We start from the raw sequence: 16,705 nt of genomic DNA, 5'->3' as shown, positions 1-16,705 counted from the left end.
CTCAGCCGCCGGTATGGCTCATGTGGCGGGGCATTTGCCCGTCGAGCTTCTGCCGCGAATAGTCAAAGTCATGGCCTTTGGGTTTCAGGGTGATCGCCGCACGGATTGCATCTTCCAACGCCTGATCATTCTGGGGATGATCGCGCAGGGGCGCGCGCAGGTCTGCCATGTCTTCCTGACCCAGACACATGTACAGCTCCCCTGTGCAGGTCAGCCGCACGCGGTTGCAGCTTTCGCAGAAATTATGCGACAGCGGCGTAATGAAACCGATTTTCTGACCGGTTTCTTCCAAGCGCACGTAGCGCGTCAAGCCCACCTGTGCGCTCCGCCAAATCGGTGACGCTGTAGTGATCGTCGTAAGCGCGGCGCACATCTTTCAGCGACCAGTACTGACCCAGTCGGTTTTCGTTGCCGATATCGCCCATGGGCATGACCTCGATCCAGGTGAGGTCCATATCACGCTCCGCACACCAGCGGGTGATGGCGGGCAGCTCGTCTTCGTTGAAGCCCTTGAGAGCGACCGCATTGATCTTGATCCGCAGCCCGGCCTTCTGTGCGGCGTCAATCCCGCGCAGCACCTGCGGTAGGCGGCCCCAGCGGGTGATCTCGGCGAATTTACCCTCATCGATGGTATCGAGGGAGACATTCACTCGGCGCACACCCGCGTCGTAGAGGCCCTGCGCATATTTCTCCAGCTGAGACCCATTGGTGGTCAGCGTCAGCTCCTTCAGCGCGCCACTTTCGAGATGGCGTGTCATGGAGCGGAAGAAAGTCATAATGCCCCGACGCACCAGCGGTTCGCCCCCGGTGATGCGCAGCTTCTCAACACCCAGATTGACGAAGGTTGAGCACATCCGGTCCAGCTCCTCCAGCGTCAGCAGCTCTTTCTTCGGCAGGAAGGTCATATTCTCGGACATGCAGTAAACGCAGCGAAAATCGCAGCGGTCAGTGACCGAGACACGCAGATACGTGATGGCGCGGGCGAAGGGATCGATAAGCGGAGCAGTCATCCCTCTTAGGTAAAGCGGGGGCGGGCTTGCGGCAAGGGCTGAGTTTGGCCGAAACGGGGATTGCCGCTGGCAATGCCGTGAGGTGAGAGCTAGTGTCGCGCTATGCGTTATTCTGTTTTGATCCTGTCTTCTGTCGTGCTGCTTGGGGCCTGTGGCCCGTTGCAGTGGAATTCCTCGGTTCTGGGCGGGCGGACGTCCGCTGGCACGGCCGGGGAGTCGGCCACCGATACCGCCGCCAATACGGTGCCGCTGGCCCCGGGGGTCGAACAGACACCCTTGGATGCGGCAGAAGGGCAGAGCGCCTCAGCCGGTGTGACCGCAGGCTACACCGGGCGCGCGTCGACCGTCGCCAGCTTGGGCGACCCCTCGCAATCGGGTCTGTGGATGGAGACGCCGCTGGTCGATAGCCCACAGACAGCCCGCGTGCGTTCGCCGCGCGGCACCGAGGTCACGCTGACCCTGCGGCCCATCGGCGGCGATACCGGAGCTGGAAGCCGCTTGTCCATTGATGCGATGCGCGCACTGGGACTGCCATTGACCGAGCTGGTCGAAGTACAGGTGTTGCCAGCGGCGTGATCTGACATCCTGAAGCGATGAAAAAGGGCGCGAGGGATGTCTCCCTAGCGCCTTTTCTTAGTGTATCGGACTATGCGTTGTCGCTGACAGTTGTATCTGCGGTGGGTTCACCAGCGGGCCCTAGATATTTGGCCGCTTCTTTCCGGGCAAAAGGTTTCATCGCCGCGCCATGTTCGGCCAGAAACGCGCGGCTGCGGTCGGCATCGTGTTTGCTGAGATCGCGCAGCCACCAGGCGATGGCTTTCTGAATGAACCAGTTGCGATCGGGCACGTAGCGTGCAGCCCAGCCTAGGATCCGTTCACGCGCAGCCAGCTCTTCAGGTTTTGGATTGGGCAGTTTTGCCCAGGGCAGGGTCGAAACCAATGCGGCGCGGCGGGTCCACATGTGGTCGCTGGACGTCCAGGCCTCAACTGTGTCCAGCCGCTCGGGCTGCGCCTGAAGCCGTTTCTGAATGGCTGAGGCGGCGTGGTCGGCAATGGCCCAGCTGTCAAAATCCGGCACCCAGCTTTGCAACAGATCCCAGACCGGCGCGTCCTCCTTGATCCGGGCCTGGGTCAGCAGCTTGGCCGCTGCGATTCGGGCTTCGAACACATCGCTGGCCCAGAGCTCCTGCGCCAGCGCACAGCGGGCGGTAAGGCCGTCATCCTGCGCGCTGAGTGTCTTGCGCCACTCTTGGCTGAGGCTGTTGATCACCGGGTTCGGTACGCCCAACACCCGGCGTTTTTGCTTGTGATAGCCCGCCATCTGGGTCGCGCGCGCAGGCTCCGCAGCGGCCTCCAGCGCGGCCAATGCCACTTCAATCGTCAGCATGTTCATTCCACGGTCACCGATTTGGCAAGGTTGCGCGGCTGGTCGACATCGGTGCCCTTGGCGATTGCGGTGTAATAGGCGATCTGCTGCGCAGGTACCGCATAGAGGATCGGCGCCAGCGTGTCGGGGACTTGCGGCATTACAATGACCTCATGGGTGCCATCGCCAGCAATCCGGGCACCTTCAGCATCCGTCACAAGGATCACCTTGCCGCCGCGCGCCATCACCTCCTGCATGTTGGAGACGGTCTTGTCGAACAGCGCATCACGGGGGGCGAGGACCACCACCGGCACCTTTTCGTCGATGAGGGCAATGGGCCCGTGCTTCAGCTCGCCGCTGGCATAGCCTTCTGCATGAATATAGCTCAGCTCTTTGAGCTTTAGCGCGCCTTCCAAAGCCAGCGGATAAAGCTGCCCGCGACCAAGGAAGATGATGTCCTGCGCCTTGGCCAGCCCGCGGGCAGAGGCGGTGATTTGCTTCTCTCCTGCCAGCGATTGGTGAATCAGCCCGGGCAGGGCGCGCAGATCGGCAGGCATGCCATCCGGCAGTGGCAGACCGCGTTGCTCAGCCGCGCGCAGGGCCAGCAGCAGCAGAATAGACAGCTGGCAGGTGAACGCCTTGGTTGAGGCGACAGAAATTTCGGGGCCCGCGTGCAGCGGCAGCACCACATCGCTCTCGCGCGCGATGGAACTTTCGGGAACGTTGACCAGCCCGACGATCTGCTGTGCCTTGCCGTCCATGTAACGCAGCGCCGCCAGCGTGTCAGCGGTCTCGCCCGACTGCGAGACAAACAGCGCCAGCGTCTTGTCCGACACCGGCGGCTCGCGGTAGCGGAATTCGGAGGCGACATCGACCTCAACCGGCATCCGGGCGATTTGCTCAAACCAGTATTTCGCAACCATGCAGGCATAAAACGCGGTGCCGCAGGCCACCATGGTCAGTCGCTCGATCTTGGTGAAATCCAGCTCTGCAGGTAGCGCCAGCTGCCCGTCGTCGCCCAGATAGGCCTTCAAGGCGCGGTCAATGGCCACCGGCTGTTCGGCGATTTCCTTGGCCATGAAGTGCTTGTGCCCGTCTTTGTCGACGCGGGCATTTACCAGCTGGATCTGGCGTTTCTCGCGGTTGGCAATGGCGCCGCGCTGGTCCCGGATCTCAAGGCTGTTGCGCGTCAGTACCGCAAAATCGCCTTCTTCCAGATAGGTGATCTGATCGGTGAAGGGCGCCAGCGCAATGGCGTCGGAGCCAACGAACATTTCGCCGTCACCATGGCCGATTGCCAGGGGCGACCCCTTGCGGGTGGCGATCATCAGATCCTCTTCGCCCTCAAAGAGAAAGGCCAGCGCAAAGGCCCCCTCCAGCCGCGCGACGGTTTCACGCGCGGCCTCAATGGGCGTGTGCCCCTCACGCATCAGGAATTCGCAGAGCAGGGCCACGGTTTCGGTGTCGGTCTCGGTTTGAAAGGTGATGCCTTTCTGAGCCAACTCGCCGCGCAGATCCTTGAAATTCTCGATGATGCCATTGTGGACAACCGCGACGCCACCGGCCCGGTGTGGATGGGCATTGCCAACAGTTGGGGCACCGTGCGTGGCCCAGCGGGTGTGACCGATCCCGGATTTACCGGGCAGTGGATCATGCACCAGTAAATCGGAGAGGTTCACCAGTTTTCCCACAGCGCGGCGGCGGTCCAGCGCGCCACCGTTGACCGTGGCGATGCCCGCGCTGTCATAGCCGCGATATTCAAGCCGCTTCAGCGCCTCGACCAGAATGGGGGCTGCTTCGTGATTGCCAAGAACGCCGACGATGCCACACATTAGTCGGCTCCTTTGCTCAGACGGGCCTTCTTTGCGCGCAGCATGTCCATCAGCTTACGCGCGCGGCCCGGTTTGTTTTGTTGCTCAGCACGGGCAATCGCCAGCGCGCCGTCTTCAACCGATTTGGTGATGACCGCGCCGGTTGCAGTCATGGCTTCATTGCCAATGCGCACCGGGGCGACCAGCATGGTGTTGGATCCGATGAAGGCGCCGGAGCCGATTTCGGTGCGATGCTTCATCACGCCGTCGTAGTTACAGGTAATGGTGCCCGCACCGATGTTGGTCGCCGCGCCCACACTGGCATCGCCGATATAGCTCAGGTGATTGACCTTGGCGCCTTCGGCGATTTCGGCGTTCTTGATTTCCACAAAGTTGCCGATGTGGGTGTTCTCGGCCAGTTCCGCACCGGGACGCAGGCGGGCGTAGGGGCCAACCTTGGAGCCTCGCGAGATATGGCAGCCCTCGAAGTGGGAGAATGATCGGATAAACACACCGCTTTCCACCGTGACCTCAGGGCCAAACACGACATTGGGTTCGATGATCGTGTCGCGACCGATGACAGTGTCAAAGGCCAGATAGACGGTCTCAGGGTCCATCAGCGTGACACCATCTGCCATCAGATCGACGCGTTTACGCTGCTGGAAAACGCGATCCGCACGGGCCAGATCAGCGCGGGAGTTGATGCCAAGGGTCTCAACCTCATCACAGGACACAGCTGTGACCCGCAGCCCATCGGTGCGTGCCAATTCGACCAGATCGGTGAGGTAATATTCACCCGAGGCATTGGCGCTATCAACCCGGTCAATCAGCGCAAACATCTGCGCCGCATTGCCCGCCATCAGGCCTGAGTTGCAGAAATCAATCGCCCGCTCCGCCTCGGTTGCGTCTTTATATTCAACAATCCGCTCAAGGCTGTCGCCATCCATGACCAACCGGCCATAGCGCGCGGGATCAGCCGCGGTGAAACCAAGGACCACCAGATCTACGTTTTGTCGTGCGGCCAGCATTCGCTGCAATGTCTCGGCGCTGACGAAGGGTGTGTCGCCATAAAGCACGACGATATCGCCCTCGAAATCGGACAAGGCGTCACGGGTTTGCGCAACCGCATGGGCCGTTCCAAGCTGTTCTTCCTGAACAACAATCTCAGCGTCTTCGTCGATGTCGGCCATCACGGCGCGCACATAATCGGCCCCGTGGCTAAGCCACAACAATTGTGCGTTCCGGGGTCAGCGAGCGCCCTGCGGATAGCGCGTGTTCCAGCATCGGGGCGTGGGCAATGGGATGCAAAACCTTGGGCAGGTCGGAGTTCATCCGGGTGCCTTTGCCTGCGGCCAGAATGACGAGGGCGGTGCTCATGTGGTGTTTTCTCTTTGTCTTTTCAGCGCCCCCGTTTTATCCGCTAACAGCAGGCGCGCAAGGCAAAGCGCCATCAAACAAGGTTGCGGGTTGCAACAAGCGGTGGCGAAAACGCGCCGAGAGGGGGCAGATATGCGAACGGTTATCTTCGATCTTGACGGCACTTTGGCGGATACATCTGGCGATCTGCTGGCCGCCGCCAACGCCTGCTTTCGTCAGATGGGGTTGGGGGATCTGCTTTCCTTGCCGCGGGATGCGGGCGTAGCCCTGCGTGGCGGCAAGAGCATGCTGACGACCGGACTGAAGCGGGTTGATCACTATCACGAAGAAACCGTTGAAGAATATTACCCGTTGCTGTTGGAGCACTACCGCGATGCGATCGACCACCATACCGTGATGTATCCCGGTGCCATGGCGGCGGTTGAGCAGTTGAAGGCGGACGGGTTTCGCGTTGGGATTTGCACCAATAAGCCTGAGGCGCTGGCAGAGAAGCTGACCCGCAGCCTGGGCGTGCGGGATGCGTTTCACTCGCTGGTTGGGGCGGATACCCTACCTGTGCGCAAACCTGATCCCGAACCCCTGCGCGAGGCCGCGCGCCGGGCAGGTGGGGACCCGGAGCGGACCATCCTGATTGGTGATACCGATACGGACCGCAAGACCTCCGCTGCTGCGGGTGTTGCCTCGGTGCTGGTCACCTTTGGTCCGTCTGGCGGCGACCTTGAGGCGCTGCGCCCGGAAGCGCTGTTGCAGCGGTTTGAGGATCTGCCCGCACTGGCCGCGCGTCTGCTGCCGCTCTAGTCGCAATATATGCCACTGGCCGGGCTTGACCTTGGGCAGTCGGGCGCAGACAAACGCAGTATGACAGAGATTTTCAGCGGCAGTTTTACCCAGCAGGAACCCATCCCGGAAGAGGCCATTGCCGCCGCCGTCGAGGTGATGCGGCACGGGCGTTTGCATCGCTACAACGTGGTTGAAGGCGAGGCAGGGGAAGTAACCCTGCTGGAGGAGGAATTCGCAGCACAGATGGGCGCGCCTTATGCGCTTGCGGTGGCCTCCGGTGGCTATGCGCTGGCGACGGCGCTGCGTGCTGTCGGGGTGAAGCCGGGCGACAAGGTCCTCACCAACGCCTTCACCCTCGCGCCGGTGCCGGGGTCAATTGCGGCTGTGGGCGCAGATCCGGTCTATGTCGGCGTCACTGAGGCGCTGACGCTGGATCTGGAGGATCTGAAGCGGCAGCTTTCGGTCGACGGGCACCCGCGCGTCCTGATGCTGTCGCATATGCGCGGGCATCTGTGTGATATGGACCGGTTGATGGCGATCTGCGACGCTTCGGATGTCACCGTGATTGAGGATTGCGCCCACACCATGGGGGCGCGCTGGAACGGGGTATTGTCTGGACGTCACGGTGCGGTTGGCTGCTATTCCTGCCAGACCTATAAACATGTGAACTCAGGCGAGGGTGGTCTGCTGGTGACCTCGGACCCGGACATCGCCGCACGCGCGATCATGTTGTCTGGGTCGTATATGCTTTATGAGCGGCATCGCGCAGCTCCGGGGCCAGAGGTGTTTGAGCGGATAAAATACGAAACCCCCAATATCTCCGGGCGGATGGACAATCTGCGTGCGGCCATCCTGCGCCCGCAGTTGCGAGATCTTGATCGGCAGGTGCAGCGCTGGAACGACAGCTATCAGCAGATCGAGGCTGGTCTGCGCGACACCTCGGGTCTGAAGGTGGTCGAACGCCCGACCGAGGAGCTTTATGTCGGCTCTTCCATCCAGTTTCTGCTGCTCGATTGGTCTGCTCAGAAGATTACCGAGGTGCTCAACCGTTGTGCCGCGCGGGGGGTTGAGCTCAAGTGGTTTGGCGCGCCGGAACCTGTTGCCTTTACCTCTCGCTATGACAGCTGGCGCTATGCCGAGGCACCAGAGATGCCCGCAAGCGACCGGGTTCTGCACGGTGTTATAGATATGCGTGTTCCGCTGACATTCTCGCTGGATGACTGCGCGCAGATTGCCCGCATCATCCGCGCAGAGGTGGCGGCGGTGTTCCAGGCAGGCCCTAACTAAGGGTCCAACACAGGCAGATTTGGGTTGGTCCGGCCGCGCAGAGTTGCCGCTCAGATGGCATCCAGAGCGGCGCGATTGTTCTTGCTGATCCGCGCGACAAGCCGCTTTTGTCTGGCATGCGGCGGGATGGGTCTGGCGCTTGCGGTGCCGCCATGCTTTGTGCCGCAGATCAGATCGGGGAAAAGCAGTGTCAGCTCTTCTCGTGCGGCAGGCGACAAGGCGGCGAGCGATTGTTCGGTCACCAGCAGGCTTTCGCTCGGCGCGCCATTGGCAACTACGATCTCATGGTTGTCGAACAGCATATGATAGTAGGTGACAGCCGCGCGGTCTTCGTTGATGTAGATGCCGGGCAGGGCGGTCAGGCGAATGGCTGGGATCAGCACTTCAAATTGACCAAACATGCGCTGCGCCACGCGCGAGCGGATCAGCATGCGATGCTGGCGTGAGACCTGTAGCGGCTGACTTGGCAGTCCGGGGCCAAGCGCGCCTGCTTCGATCCGAACCGGGCAGAGCTTGGCGTTGTCTGCAATCTGTGCTGGCGACACGCTGCGCTTGCCGATCCAGCGCAACGGCCGCGGTCCATTTTCGGTCAGGATGACAGTCCCCGGCGTCAATGTCTCTATTGCGCGGGGGCCCTCAGCCGTTTCGATCAGCGTGCCATTGCAGAAGCAGACCATCAGCGAAATATTGTCGACGATGGCGCCCAGGCTGTTGTCGCTGCCCAGTTCTGTCAGGCGCAGGGTGTATTGGCCTGCACTGGGGAAATCCACATTCAGACTGACCTGCGTGAAGCTGTTGGTGGTTGGCAGTACCGACATCGACGCGATAACGGCCCCGCCCGCATCCAGAATTTCAACGGTGAACCCTTCGGTTCCGGCCTGGTTCAGCGATGCTGTGCGTAGGGCGGCATCCAGTGTCAACGCGGTCTGGATTGGATTGTTGACGGTGAAAGATTGCTCCATGACCGTGGTCTGGCCGGATTGTCCGTCCATCTCGGCAACGCGGTTGGACGAGCCGTTCCCGAGATAGGCGTTCTCGGTGTAGCTGGTCTCAAGATCGGTGCCTCCCCAATTGGCAGATCCGCTGTCGAAGGTTCCATTTATGATCAAGTTCTGCATCTGGCCGGATCTCTATGTGCTTCGGTAAATTTTTTCCTAATGGCAGACTAAGGCGTCAGTGTGGCGACGGCCAGCGGTGCGCGGGCGGATGGGTGAATATTTCTGGCATCAACGTGACGCGTTATTGACTGAGGGGGAGGGATGTGGCAATTAATGAACAACTGTTCAATAACTGACGGGTTCAGGAGAAAACGATGTTCAACGCAAGCATGACTTTTGATCTGGGCGAAGACGTGAACGCCCTGCGCGACATGGTGCACCGCTGGGCGCAAGAGCGCGTCCGCCCGATGGCGCAGGAGATTGATCAGAAAAACGAATTTCCGGCAGAACTCTGGCAGGAGATGGGGGAGCTGGGTCTTCTCGGCATCACTGTGCCCGAGGAGTTCGGTGGCGCTGGCATGTCCTACCTGGCCCATACTGTTGCGGTTGAGGAGATCGCGCGGGCCAGTGCTTCGGTCTCGCTTTCCTATGGCGCGCATTCGAATCTCTGCGTCAATCAGATCAAGCTGAACGGCAATGCCGAGCAGAAAGCCAAATACCTGCCGCGACTGGTGTCTGGTGAGCATGTTGGCGCTCTGGCCATGTCCGAAGCAGGCGCTTAGCTCGGACGTCGTCTCGATGTCGTTGCGCGCGGAAAAGCGCAATGACCACTACCGCCTCAATGGCAATAAATACTGGATCACCAACGGTCCTGACGCTGACACGCTGGTGGTCTACGCCAAGACAGATCCGGATGCCGGGTCAAAAGGGATCACGGCCTTTCTGATTGAGAAAGAGATGAAAGGCTTCTCCACCTCGCAGCATTTCGACAAGCTGGGGATGCGTGGCTCCAACACCGCCGAGCTGGTTTTCGAAGACGTGGAAGTCCCCTTTGACAACGTGCTGGGCGAAGAGGGCAAGGGTGTGCGCGTTCTGATGTCCGGCCTCGATTATGAGCGCGTGGTGCTGGCAGGGATCGGCACCGGTATCATGGCGGCCTGCATGGATGAGATGATGCCTTACATGAAAGAGCGTAAGCAGTTCGGCCAGCCCATCGGGAACTTCCAGCTGATGCAGGGCAAAATCGCGGATATGTACACTGCGATGAACACGGCCCGTTCCTATGTTTATGAGGTTGCGAAGGCCTGCGACAAGGGCACCGTAACCCGTCAGGATGCGGCAGCCTGCTGTCTTTATGCATCCGAAGTCGCCATGACCCAGGCGCATCAGGCGGTGCAGGCCTTCGGTGGTGCGGGCTATCTCTCTGACAACCCGGTTGGGCGGATTTTCCGCGATGCCAAGCTGATGGAGATCGGTGCGGGCACGTCGGAAATTCGCCGCATGCTGATTGGCCGCGAGTTGATGGGCCAGATGTAGCCACGCTTGGGCCTTAGGGCGGTCGGTAGGACAGTTCGCGCTTATTCTGCGCGGTTTCTTATCCGGAAAACGAGAAAGCGGCGCGCCATTCGGCACGCCGCCCCTCCCTGAAGCACTCGTCTCAGTCTGTTACTCGTCAAAAGGATCAAAAGCGGTGAACGTAGCCAAAGCCCACTGTGACCGGATCGATTTCGGCGGTACCGATTTTGGCGCCGTTGAGGGTCACATCGGTTTCGATGTCCATGTAGCGGACGTTCACCCGCAGTGCGCCGCGGTCAGAGATCTGCCAGTCCGCACCAAGGTTCAGCGCCAGCCCGACACTGTCATCAAGCGAGATTACGCCCGCAGGGGAGCTTTCCTCAAAAAAGGTGGTGTAGTTGATGCCGATGCCGACAAAGGGTTTGAACTGGGTTTGTGTCGGAAAGTGATAGTTGACCGACAGGGTCGGCGGCAGATGCTTGGTGGTCGCGGTGTAGGCGCCGTTCAAGGAGATATCATGTTCGAACGGGCTGGCGGCCAGAAGTTCGATACCGATGTTGTCGCGGATGAAATACTCCGCAGTGAAGGTGAGTGCGGTATCGTCGTCAATCGTCGCAGCCGCGCCCGCAACGGTGCCGTTGTCGGACTTTGGATTGACGTTGGCGATACCGACGCCAAGGGTCCAATCCCCCTGGGACTGGGCAAGGGCGGGGCTTAGCCAGAGCTGCCAGTGCAGCGCTAAGAGCCAGGGCGGAAACCATACGGGTCATTGGGACTATCCCTCTTCTATCGTGGTCGGGTCGTTTGTTTGCAAAGAACGTATGCGCCTCAGGCAGCGACAGAACACTGATCTGGATCAAGAAGCGGCGTGCTTTCCCTTTGGGAACGCAGGGAAAAACTGCATATCAGTTATGCGTTCTGCGAAGGGCTTGGGATGAGCGGCATGTCTGGACCTATATCGTACCCGGGATTGCGCGCCGACGGTGGCTGGCAGTTTCCCGCCTGTCTGAACATGGCGGCGCAGGCGCTGGATCATCCGGACGAGCAGGTCGCCCTCATTGATCTCACCACCGGGGTGCGTCGCGATGTCCGCTACGGTGAGTTGCGGCAGATGGTCGATGTGATGGCGCGCGATCTGATGCAGCGGGTGCAGCCCGGTGACCGTGTCGGTGTGTTGCTCAGCCAATCTGTCGATTGCGCCGTGGCGCATCTCGCGATCTGGAAAATCGGTGCCATTTCCGTGCCACTGTTCAAGCTGTTCCAGCACGATGCGCTGGCCTCGCGTATTGGCGATGCGGGGCTTGAGCTGGTGCTGACGGATGGCGCAGGCGCGGCGCAGCTGGGCGTGCTGGCGCAACCGCTGCTGGTCGCGGATATCCTGGCTGCAAGCGCAGGTCACAGCGGCCACCTCCTGCCTTATGCGGAAACCACGCCAGAGACCCCGGCAGTGCTCATCTACACGTCTGGCACCACTGGCAGCGCCAAGGGCGCGCTACATGGTCACCGGGTACTCTCTGGTCATTTGCCGGGCGTGGCCATCAGTCATGATCATCTGGGCCAGCCGGGTGACTGCCTTTGGACCCCTGCGGATTGGGCATGGATCGGCGGCCTGTTCGATGTGCTGATGCCGGGTCTGGCGCTGGGCGTGCCGGTTGTGGCGGCGCGGCTGGACAAATTTACGCCGGAGGCCTGCGCCGAAATCATTCGTCAGGGCGATGTGCGCAATGTGTTTTTCCCGCCCACTGCGTTGCGCCTGCTGAAGGCGGCGGGGCAGGGGCTCGACGGTCTGCGCTCCGTGGCATCCGGAGGAGAGCCCCTGGGCGCAGAGATGCTCGCCTGGGGCCAGCGTCATCTGGGCGTGACCATCAATGAATTCTACGGCCAGACCGAATGCAACATGACGGTGTCCTCCTGTGCCGCTGATTTTCCGGTGCGGCCGGGCTGCATCGGCAAGCCGGTTCCGGGATGTGTGGTCGAGGTGATAGACACCGACGGCACCCCCACCAAAGGTGAAGGCGACGTCGCCGTACGCCGGGGGGCTGCCTCAATGATGCTGGAATATTGGAACCGCCCTGACGCGACGGCTGAAAAATTTCATGGCGACTGGCTGGTAACGGGGGATCGCGGCATCTGGGAAGGTGGCTATCTGCGCTTTGTCGGGCGTGAGGATGATGTCATCACCTCCGCGCGGCTACCGCATCGGCCCGGCGGAGATTGAGGATTGCCTGATGACGCATCCGGCGGTGGCGACTGTAGGGGTCGTCGGCAAACCCGACGCGCTGCGCACCGAGATCGTGAAAGCCTATGTGGTGCTGAAACCCGGTCATTCTCCCGCGGAGAAAGATCTGCAAGACTACGTCAAGCAGCGCCTCGCCCAATACTCCTATCCCCGAGAGGTGGAATTTCTGGATGCGTTACCGATGACCGTGACCGGCAAGGTCATCCGCAAGGACCTGAAGGCGCGGGCTGCGGTGGAGGAGGAAGGATGAAACACTCAACCTTTTTTGCGATCACGACCATCTTCGTTGTTCTGGGGCGCACTGCGTCACCTTTAGCCGCCGACAGTGAACCGCACCTATTCGATACCGCTGGTTTCCTGAGCTCATGCACAGGATTTGTTCCGGATGTTGATTATGCGTTGCCGATGGACACTCAATGCATCTCGCAGGCGGTACGCATGTGTAACCTGAGCCACGAATTGCAGGTTCTGAAGCGCTGTGTTGATAGCGCCGCGGCCTGGATGGAGACAGATAGTGCACGCATTATTACTCAGATGCCTGGCTTCGATATGAGTGTCTTTGATGACAACGGCCTCGTAGGCCCGCCTTTGTCTGCTTTGGGAGAGGTGCCTGATTGTACCAAGGTTTCGGACCCAAATTTGTCGTCCGAAACGGTGTGCCGCTATTCGGAGGCGCTTTCGCATTGGCTCAAACTAAGAATTCTAATGCGCAGTGACGGGCTGATCGGGGAGGCAAGCCAATGATCCAAAGTGTTGCTTACCCGGCGCACGCGGCCCCAAACGCGAATAAAGATCTCAACCCTACAATGGGAGAGTGGACATGAAACTCACATCCAAGGCGATGCCTTCCTCTGAAGGCTTCAAACAGAACCGCGCGGCGCATCTGGATGCGCTGGCGCAGATCAGCGAGGCGGCAGAGGCCGCGCGCATGGGCGGCGGCGAGAAATCCCGCGCCCGGCACGAAAGCCGCGGCAAGATGCTGCCGCGCCGCCGGGTCGCGAACCTGTTGGACCCCGGCTCTCCGTTTCTGGAGATCGGTGCCACTGCAGCGCATGGTATGTATGATGGGGTTGCTCCTGCGGCGGGCGCGATCGCAGGTATCGGGCGGGTGCACGGCCAAGAGGTTATGGTGGTCTGCAACGACGCCACCGTGAAAGGTGGTACCTACTACCCGATGACGGTGAAGAAACACCTGCGCGCACAGGAGATTGCCGAGGAGAACCATCTGCCCTGCATCTATCTGGTCGACTCAGGTGGTGCCAACCTGCCCAATCAGGATGAGGTCTTCCCCGACCGTGACCATTTCGGGCGCATCTTCTACAATCAGGCCCGGATGTCGGCGAAAGGCATCCCGCAGATCGCGGTTGTCATGGGATCCTGCACTGCGGGTGGCGCCTATGTGCCCGCCATGTCCGATGTGACGATCATCGTGAAGGAGCAGGGCACCATCTTCCTTGCAGGGCCCCCGCTGGTGAAGGCCGCCACGGGCGAGGTTGTCAGCGCCGAGGAGCTGGGCGGCGGTGATGTGCACACGCGCCTCTCCGGCGTGGCCGATTACCTCGCCGAGGATGACGCCCATGCCCTGGCGCTGGCGCGGCGCGCGGTGCAGTCGCTGAATATCACCAAGCCGCTGACGGTGAACTGGGCCAGTCCCGAAGAGCCTGCCTATGACCCTGAGGAAATTCTTGGCGTGGTGCCGGGTGATTTGCGCACGCCCTATGACATCCGCGAGGTGATTGCGCGTTTGGTGGACGGCTCGCGGTTCGACGAGTTCAAGCCAAGGTTCGGCGAGACGCTGGTGACCGGTTTTGCCCATCTCAAGGGCTGCCCTATCGGGATCATCGCCAACAACGGCGTGCTGTTCTCCGAAGCGGCCCAGAAAGGCGCGCATTTCGTCGAACTGTGCAGCCAGCGCAAGATCCCGCTGGTGTTCCTGCAGAACATCACCGGCTTCATGGTGGGGCGTAAATACGAAAACGAAGGCATCGCCCGTCACGGCGCCAAGATGGTGACGGCGGTGGCGACCACCAACGTACCGAAGGTAACCATGCTGGTCGGCGGCTCCTTTGGGGCGGGCAACTACGGCATGTCGGGCCGCGCCTATTCCCCGCGCTTCCTCTGGACCTGGCCGAATTCTCGCATTTCGGTGATGGGCGGTGAGCAGGCGGCAGGCGTGCTGGCAACGGTGAAACGCGATGCCATCGAACGTCAGGGCGGCAGCTGGAGCACCGAGGAGGAAGCCTCCTTCAAGCAGCCAACCATCGATATGTTCGAGGAGCAGAGCCACCCGCTTTATGCCTCAGCGCGGCTTTGGGATGATGGCATCATCGACCCGCGAAAGTCCCGCGATGTGCTGGCGCTCTCCCTGAGTGCGGCACTCAATGCCCCGATTGAAGACACGCGCTTCGGCGTCTTCCGGATGTGAGGATCCCCCATGTTTGATAAAATCCTGATTGCAAACCGCGGCGAAATCGCCTGCCGCGTGATGGAAACCGCCCGTGCCATGGGGGTGCGGACCGTGGCCGTTTATTCCGACGCCGATGCGGCTGCAAAACATGTGCAGATGGCGGATGAGGCCGTGCATATCGGCGGCCCGGCCCCGGCGGACAGCTATCTGAAGGGGGATGTGATCATCCGTGTGGCGCAGGAACGTGGCGCGCAGGCGATCCACCCCGGCTATGGCTTCCTGTCGGAAAACCCAGGGTTTGTGGATGCGGTCGAGGCCGCAGGCCTCACCTTTATCGGGCCGTCTGCGGATGCGATCCGCAAAATGGGCCTCAAGGATGCTGCCAAGGCGCTGATGGAAGAGGCCGGCGTGCCGGTGGTGCCGGGCTATCACGGTGCCAATCAGGATGCGGAGTTCCTGGCAGGTGAGGCGGAGAAGATCGGCTATCCGGTGCTGATCAAGGCGGTTGCCGAGCGGCGGCGGCAAGGGGATGCGGCTGGTTGAACAGCCATCCGAATTTGCCGATGCCCTGAAAAGCGCGCAGGGCGAGGCGACCACGGCCTTCGGCAACCCGGATGTGCTGATTGAAAAATACGTCCAGCAACCCCGCCATATCGAGGTGCAGGTCTTTGGCGACGGGACCCGCGCGGTGCATCTGTTCGAACGCGACTGTTCTCTGCAGCGTCGCCATCAGAAGGTGATCGAAGAGGCGCCCGCACCCGGCATGACCGCCGAGATGCGCGAGGCCATGGGGCAGGCGGGCGTGCGCGCGGCTGAGGCCATCGGTTACAAGGGTGCGGGTACTGTCGAATTCATCGTTGATGGGTCCGATGGGCTGCGCACGGATGGTTTCTGGTTCATGGAAATGAACACCCGCCTGCAGGTGGAGCATCCGGTGACGGAACTGATCACCGGCGTCGACCTGGTGGACTGGCAGCTACGCGTTGCCTCCGGTGAGAGCCTGCCTGCCCAGCAAGACGACCTCACGATCACTGGCCACGCGTTTGAGGCACGGCTGTATGCCGAGGACGTACCGAAGGGGTTTCTGCCAGCAACTGGCACGCTGACGCATCTGTCCTTCCCGGCTGAGTGTCGCGCCGACAGCGGTGTGCGGGCAGGCGATACCATCAGCCCGTGGTATGACCCGATGATCTCCAAGGTGATCGTGCATGGCACCACCCGTGAGGTGGCCCTCTCGAAGCTGCGCCGGGCGCTGGAACGGACAGAGGTTGCAGGGACGGTCACCAACCTTGCCTTTCTGGGGGCACTTGCTGCCCATGAGGGGTTTGGCCGGGGCGAGGTCCACACCGGCCTGATCGCCCGCGATCTTGAGGCGTTGACGGCGGTTGGTGAGGTTCCTGTGGCGCATTGGATTGCTGCCGCCCAGCGGGCGTTGGGCCTGCATCAGCCAGGTGAGGACAGCGGGTTTACCCTCTGGGCGCCGCTCCATCGGGCAGTACAACTCACCCATGGCGAGGCGTGCCTTGATATCTCGGTTGAGGTTCTCGGGCCGCAGGCGCAGCGCTGGCAGTTGGACGACAGCAGTCATGAGGTCACCTTTGATGGCGCAGTTTGGCGGCACAGCGGAGATCCCCTGCCAAATGTGGCTGAAGCGGATGGCTGAGCTGACAGTGTTTGGCCGGATCAGCAGCATCTTTGATGCGATTGATCCGCTGGATCGGGCCGGGACTGCCGGTGGTGACACCAATGTTATCGAGGCGCCGATGCCCGGTTTGGTCAAGGCCGTGTTTGCGGAGGCGGGTGCCGAGGTCAAAGAAGGTGACAGACTGGCTATCCTTGAGGCGATGAAAATGGAACACTCTCTCTTGGCGGCGCGCGATGGCGTGGTGGCTGAGGTTTTGGCCTCTGCCGGTGATCAGGTCGAGGCTGGCGCCGCGCTGGTTCGTCTGGAAGAGGCGGACAGCTGAACAGCGAT

General features: G+C 61.1%; 8 protein-coding genes and 6 pseudogenes. 8 read left to right on the top strand and 6 right to left on the bottom strand.

Going from position 1 to position 16,705, the window contains the following annotated elements; translation table 11 throughout:
• Nucleotide 1: 1 nt before the first annotated feature.
• A pseudogene (moaA, locus tag L0Z65_RS08515) lies at nt 2–1,010 on the bottom strand (GTP 3',8-cyclase MoaA).
• Between the two features lie 102 nt (nt 1,011–1,112).
• Between moaA and L0Z65_RS08510 the strand changes: the two are divergent.
• Complete coding sequence (locus L0Z65_RS08510; RefSeq protein WP_096870957.1) at nt 1,113–1,586, top strand: hypothetical protein; 474 nt, start codon at nt 1,113–1,115, stop codon at nt 1,584–1,586.
• A 70-nt stretch (nt 1,587–1,656) separates the two neighbouring features.
• Here the strand turns inward: L0Z65_RS08510 and L0Z65_RS08505 are convergent, their stop codons facing one another.
• The 3 genes and pseudogenes from L0Z65_RS08505 to glmU form a co-directional block, all read right to left on the bottom strand.
• A complete protein-coding gene (locus L0Z65_RS08505; RefSeq protein WP_405112351.1) occupies nt 1,657–2,403 on the bottom strand; it encodes a DNA alkylation repair protein in 747 nt (248 codons plus the stop codon).
• Complete coding sequence (glmS, locus tag L0Z65_RS08500) at nt 2,400–4,208, bottom strand: glutamine--fructose-6-phosphate transaminase (isomerizing) (RefSeq protein ID WP_405112348.1); 1,809 nt, start codon at nt 4,206–4,208, stop codon at nt 2,400–2,402. Before glmS ends, L0Z65_RS08505 begins: the two co-directional genes overlap by 4 nt.
• Nucleotides 4,208–5,564: pseudogene (gene glmU / locus L0Z65_RS08495) on the bottom strand (bifunctional UDP-N-acetylglucosamine diphosphorylase/glucosamine-1-phosphate N-acetyltransferase GlmU). Before glmU ends, glmS begins: the two are co-directional and overlap by 1 nt.
• 132 nt (nt 5,565–5,696) lie before the next feature.
• Here glmU and L0Z65_RS08490 point away from each other — a divergent pair.
• Both L0Z65_RS08490 and L0Z65_RS08485 read left to right on the top strand, forming a co-directional pair.
• Nucleotides 5,697–6,362 (top strand): HAD-IA family hydrolase, encoded by a 666-nt coding sequence (locus tag L0Z65_RS08490; protein WP_096873103.1) that lies wholly within the window; start codon nt 5,697–5,699, stop codon nt 6,360–6,362.
• A 60-nt stretch (nt 6,363–6,422) separates the two neighbouring features.
• Nucleotides 6,423–7,631 (top strand): DegT/DnrJ/EryC1/StrS family aminotransferase, encoded by a 1,209-nt coding sequence (locus L0Z65_RS08485; protein ID WP_405112345.1) that lies wholly within the window; start codon nt 6,423–6,425, stop codon nt 7,629–7,631.
• Between the two features lie 50 nt (nt 7,632–7,681).
• Here the strand turns inward: L0Z65_RS08485 and L0Z65_RS08480 are convergent, their stop codons facing one another.
• A complete protein-coding gene (locus L0Z65_RS08480) occupies nt 7,682–8,749 on the bottom strand; it encodes a Hint domain-containing protein (RefSeq protein ID WP_405112342.1) in 1,068 nt (355 codons plus the stop codon).
• Nucleotides 8,750–8,943: 194 nt separating this feature from the next.
• Between L0Z65_RS08480 and L0Z65_RS08475 the strand changes: the two are divergent.
• Nucleotides 8,944–10,105, top strand: a pseudogene (locus tag L0Z65_RS08475) (isovaleryl-CoA dehydrogenase).
• Nucleotides 10,106–10,250: 145 nt separating this feature from the next.
• Here the strand turns inward: L0Z65_RS08475 and L0Z65_RS08470 are convergent.
• Nucleotides 10,251–10,854: pseudogene (locus tag L0Z65_RS08470) on the bottom strand (OmpW/AlkL family protein).
• 173 nt (nt 10,855–11,027) lie between these two features.
• Between L0Z65_RS08470 and L0Z65_RS08465 the strand changes: the two are divergent.
• The 4 genes and pseudogenes from L0Z65_RS08465 to L0Z65_RS08450 all read left to right on the top strand — a co-directional run bounded on the left by L0Z65_RS08465 (nt 11,028) and on the right by L0Z65_RS08450 (nt 16,697).
• Nucleotides 11,028–12,573 (top strand): annotated as a pseudogene (locus tag L0Z65_RS08465) (AMP-binding protein).
• Complete coding sequence (locus L0Z65_RS08460; RefSeq protein ID WP_405112339.1) at nt 12,570–13,067, top strand: hypothetical protein; 498 nt, start codon at nt 12,570–12,572, stop codon at nt 13,065–13,067. The pseudogene L0Z65_RS08465 and the gene L0Z65_RS08460 overlap by 4 nt, the downstream one beginning before the upstream one ends.
• Before the next feature lie 76 nt (nt 13,068–13,143).
• Nucleotides 13,144–14,748 (top strand): carboxyl transferase domain-containing protein, encoded by a 1,605-nt coding sequence (locus tag L0Z65_RS08455; RefSeq protein ID WP_096870965.1) that lies wholly within the window; start codon nt 13,144–13,146, stop codon nt 14,746–14,748.
• A 9-nt stretch (nt 14,749–14,757) separates the two neighbouring features.
• A pseudogene (locus L0Z65_RS08450) lies at nt 14,758–16,697 on the top strand (biotin carboxylase N-terminal domain-containing protein).
• Nucleotides 16,698–16,705 lie beyond the last annotated feature (8 nt).

Source organism: Phaeobacter sp. BS52 (genome assembly GCF_045040595.1).
GTDB classification, from domain to species: domain Bacteria; phylum Pseudomonadota; class Alphaproteobacteria; order Rhodobacterales; family Rhodobacteraceae; genus Phaeobacter; species Phaeobacter piscinae.
This window is presented reverse-complemented; position numbering and strand designations above follow the sequence as displayed.

Excerpts from the sequence above, each read along its gene's own strand:
- L0Z65_RS08510 (WP_096870957.1), top strand. The coding sequence starts at position 1,113 with ATGCGTTATTCTGTTTTGATCCTGTCTTCTGTCGTGCTGCTTGGGGCC.
- L0Z65_RS08505 (WP_405112351.1), bottom strand. The coding sequence starts at position 2,403 with ATGAACATGCTGACGATTGAAGTGGCATTGGCCGCGCTGGAGGCCGCT.
- glmS (WP_405112348.1), bottom strand. The coding sequence starts at position 4,208 with ATGTGTGGCATCGTCGGCGTTCTTGGCAATCACGAAGCAGCCCCCATT.
- L0Z65_RS08490 (WP_096873103.1), top strand. The coding sequence starts at position 5,697 with ATGCGAACGGTTATCTTCGATCTTGACGGCACTTTGGCGGATACATCT.
- L0Z65_RS08485 (WP_405112345.1), top strand. The coding sequence starts at position 6,423 with ATGACAGAGATTTTCAGCGGCAGTTTTACCCAGCAGGAACCCATCCCG.
- L0Z65_RS08480 (WP_405112342.1), bottom strand. The coding sequence starts at position 8,749 with ATGCAGAACTTGATCATAAATGGAACCTTCGACAGCGGATCTGCCAAT.
- L0Z65_RS08460 (WP_405112339.1), top strand. The coding sequence starts at position 12,570 with ATGAAACACTCAACCTTTTTTGCGATCACGACCATCTTCGTTGTTCTG.
- L0Z65_RS08455 (WP_096870965.1), top strand. The coding sequence starts at position 13,144 with ATGAAACTCACATCCAAGGCGATGCCTTCCTCTGAAGGCTTCAAACAG.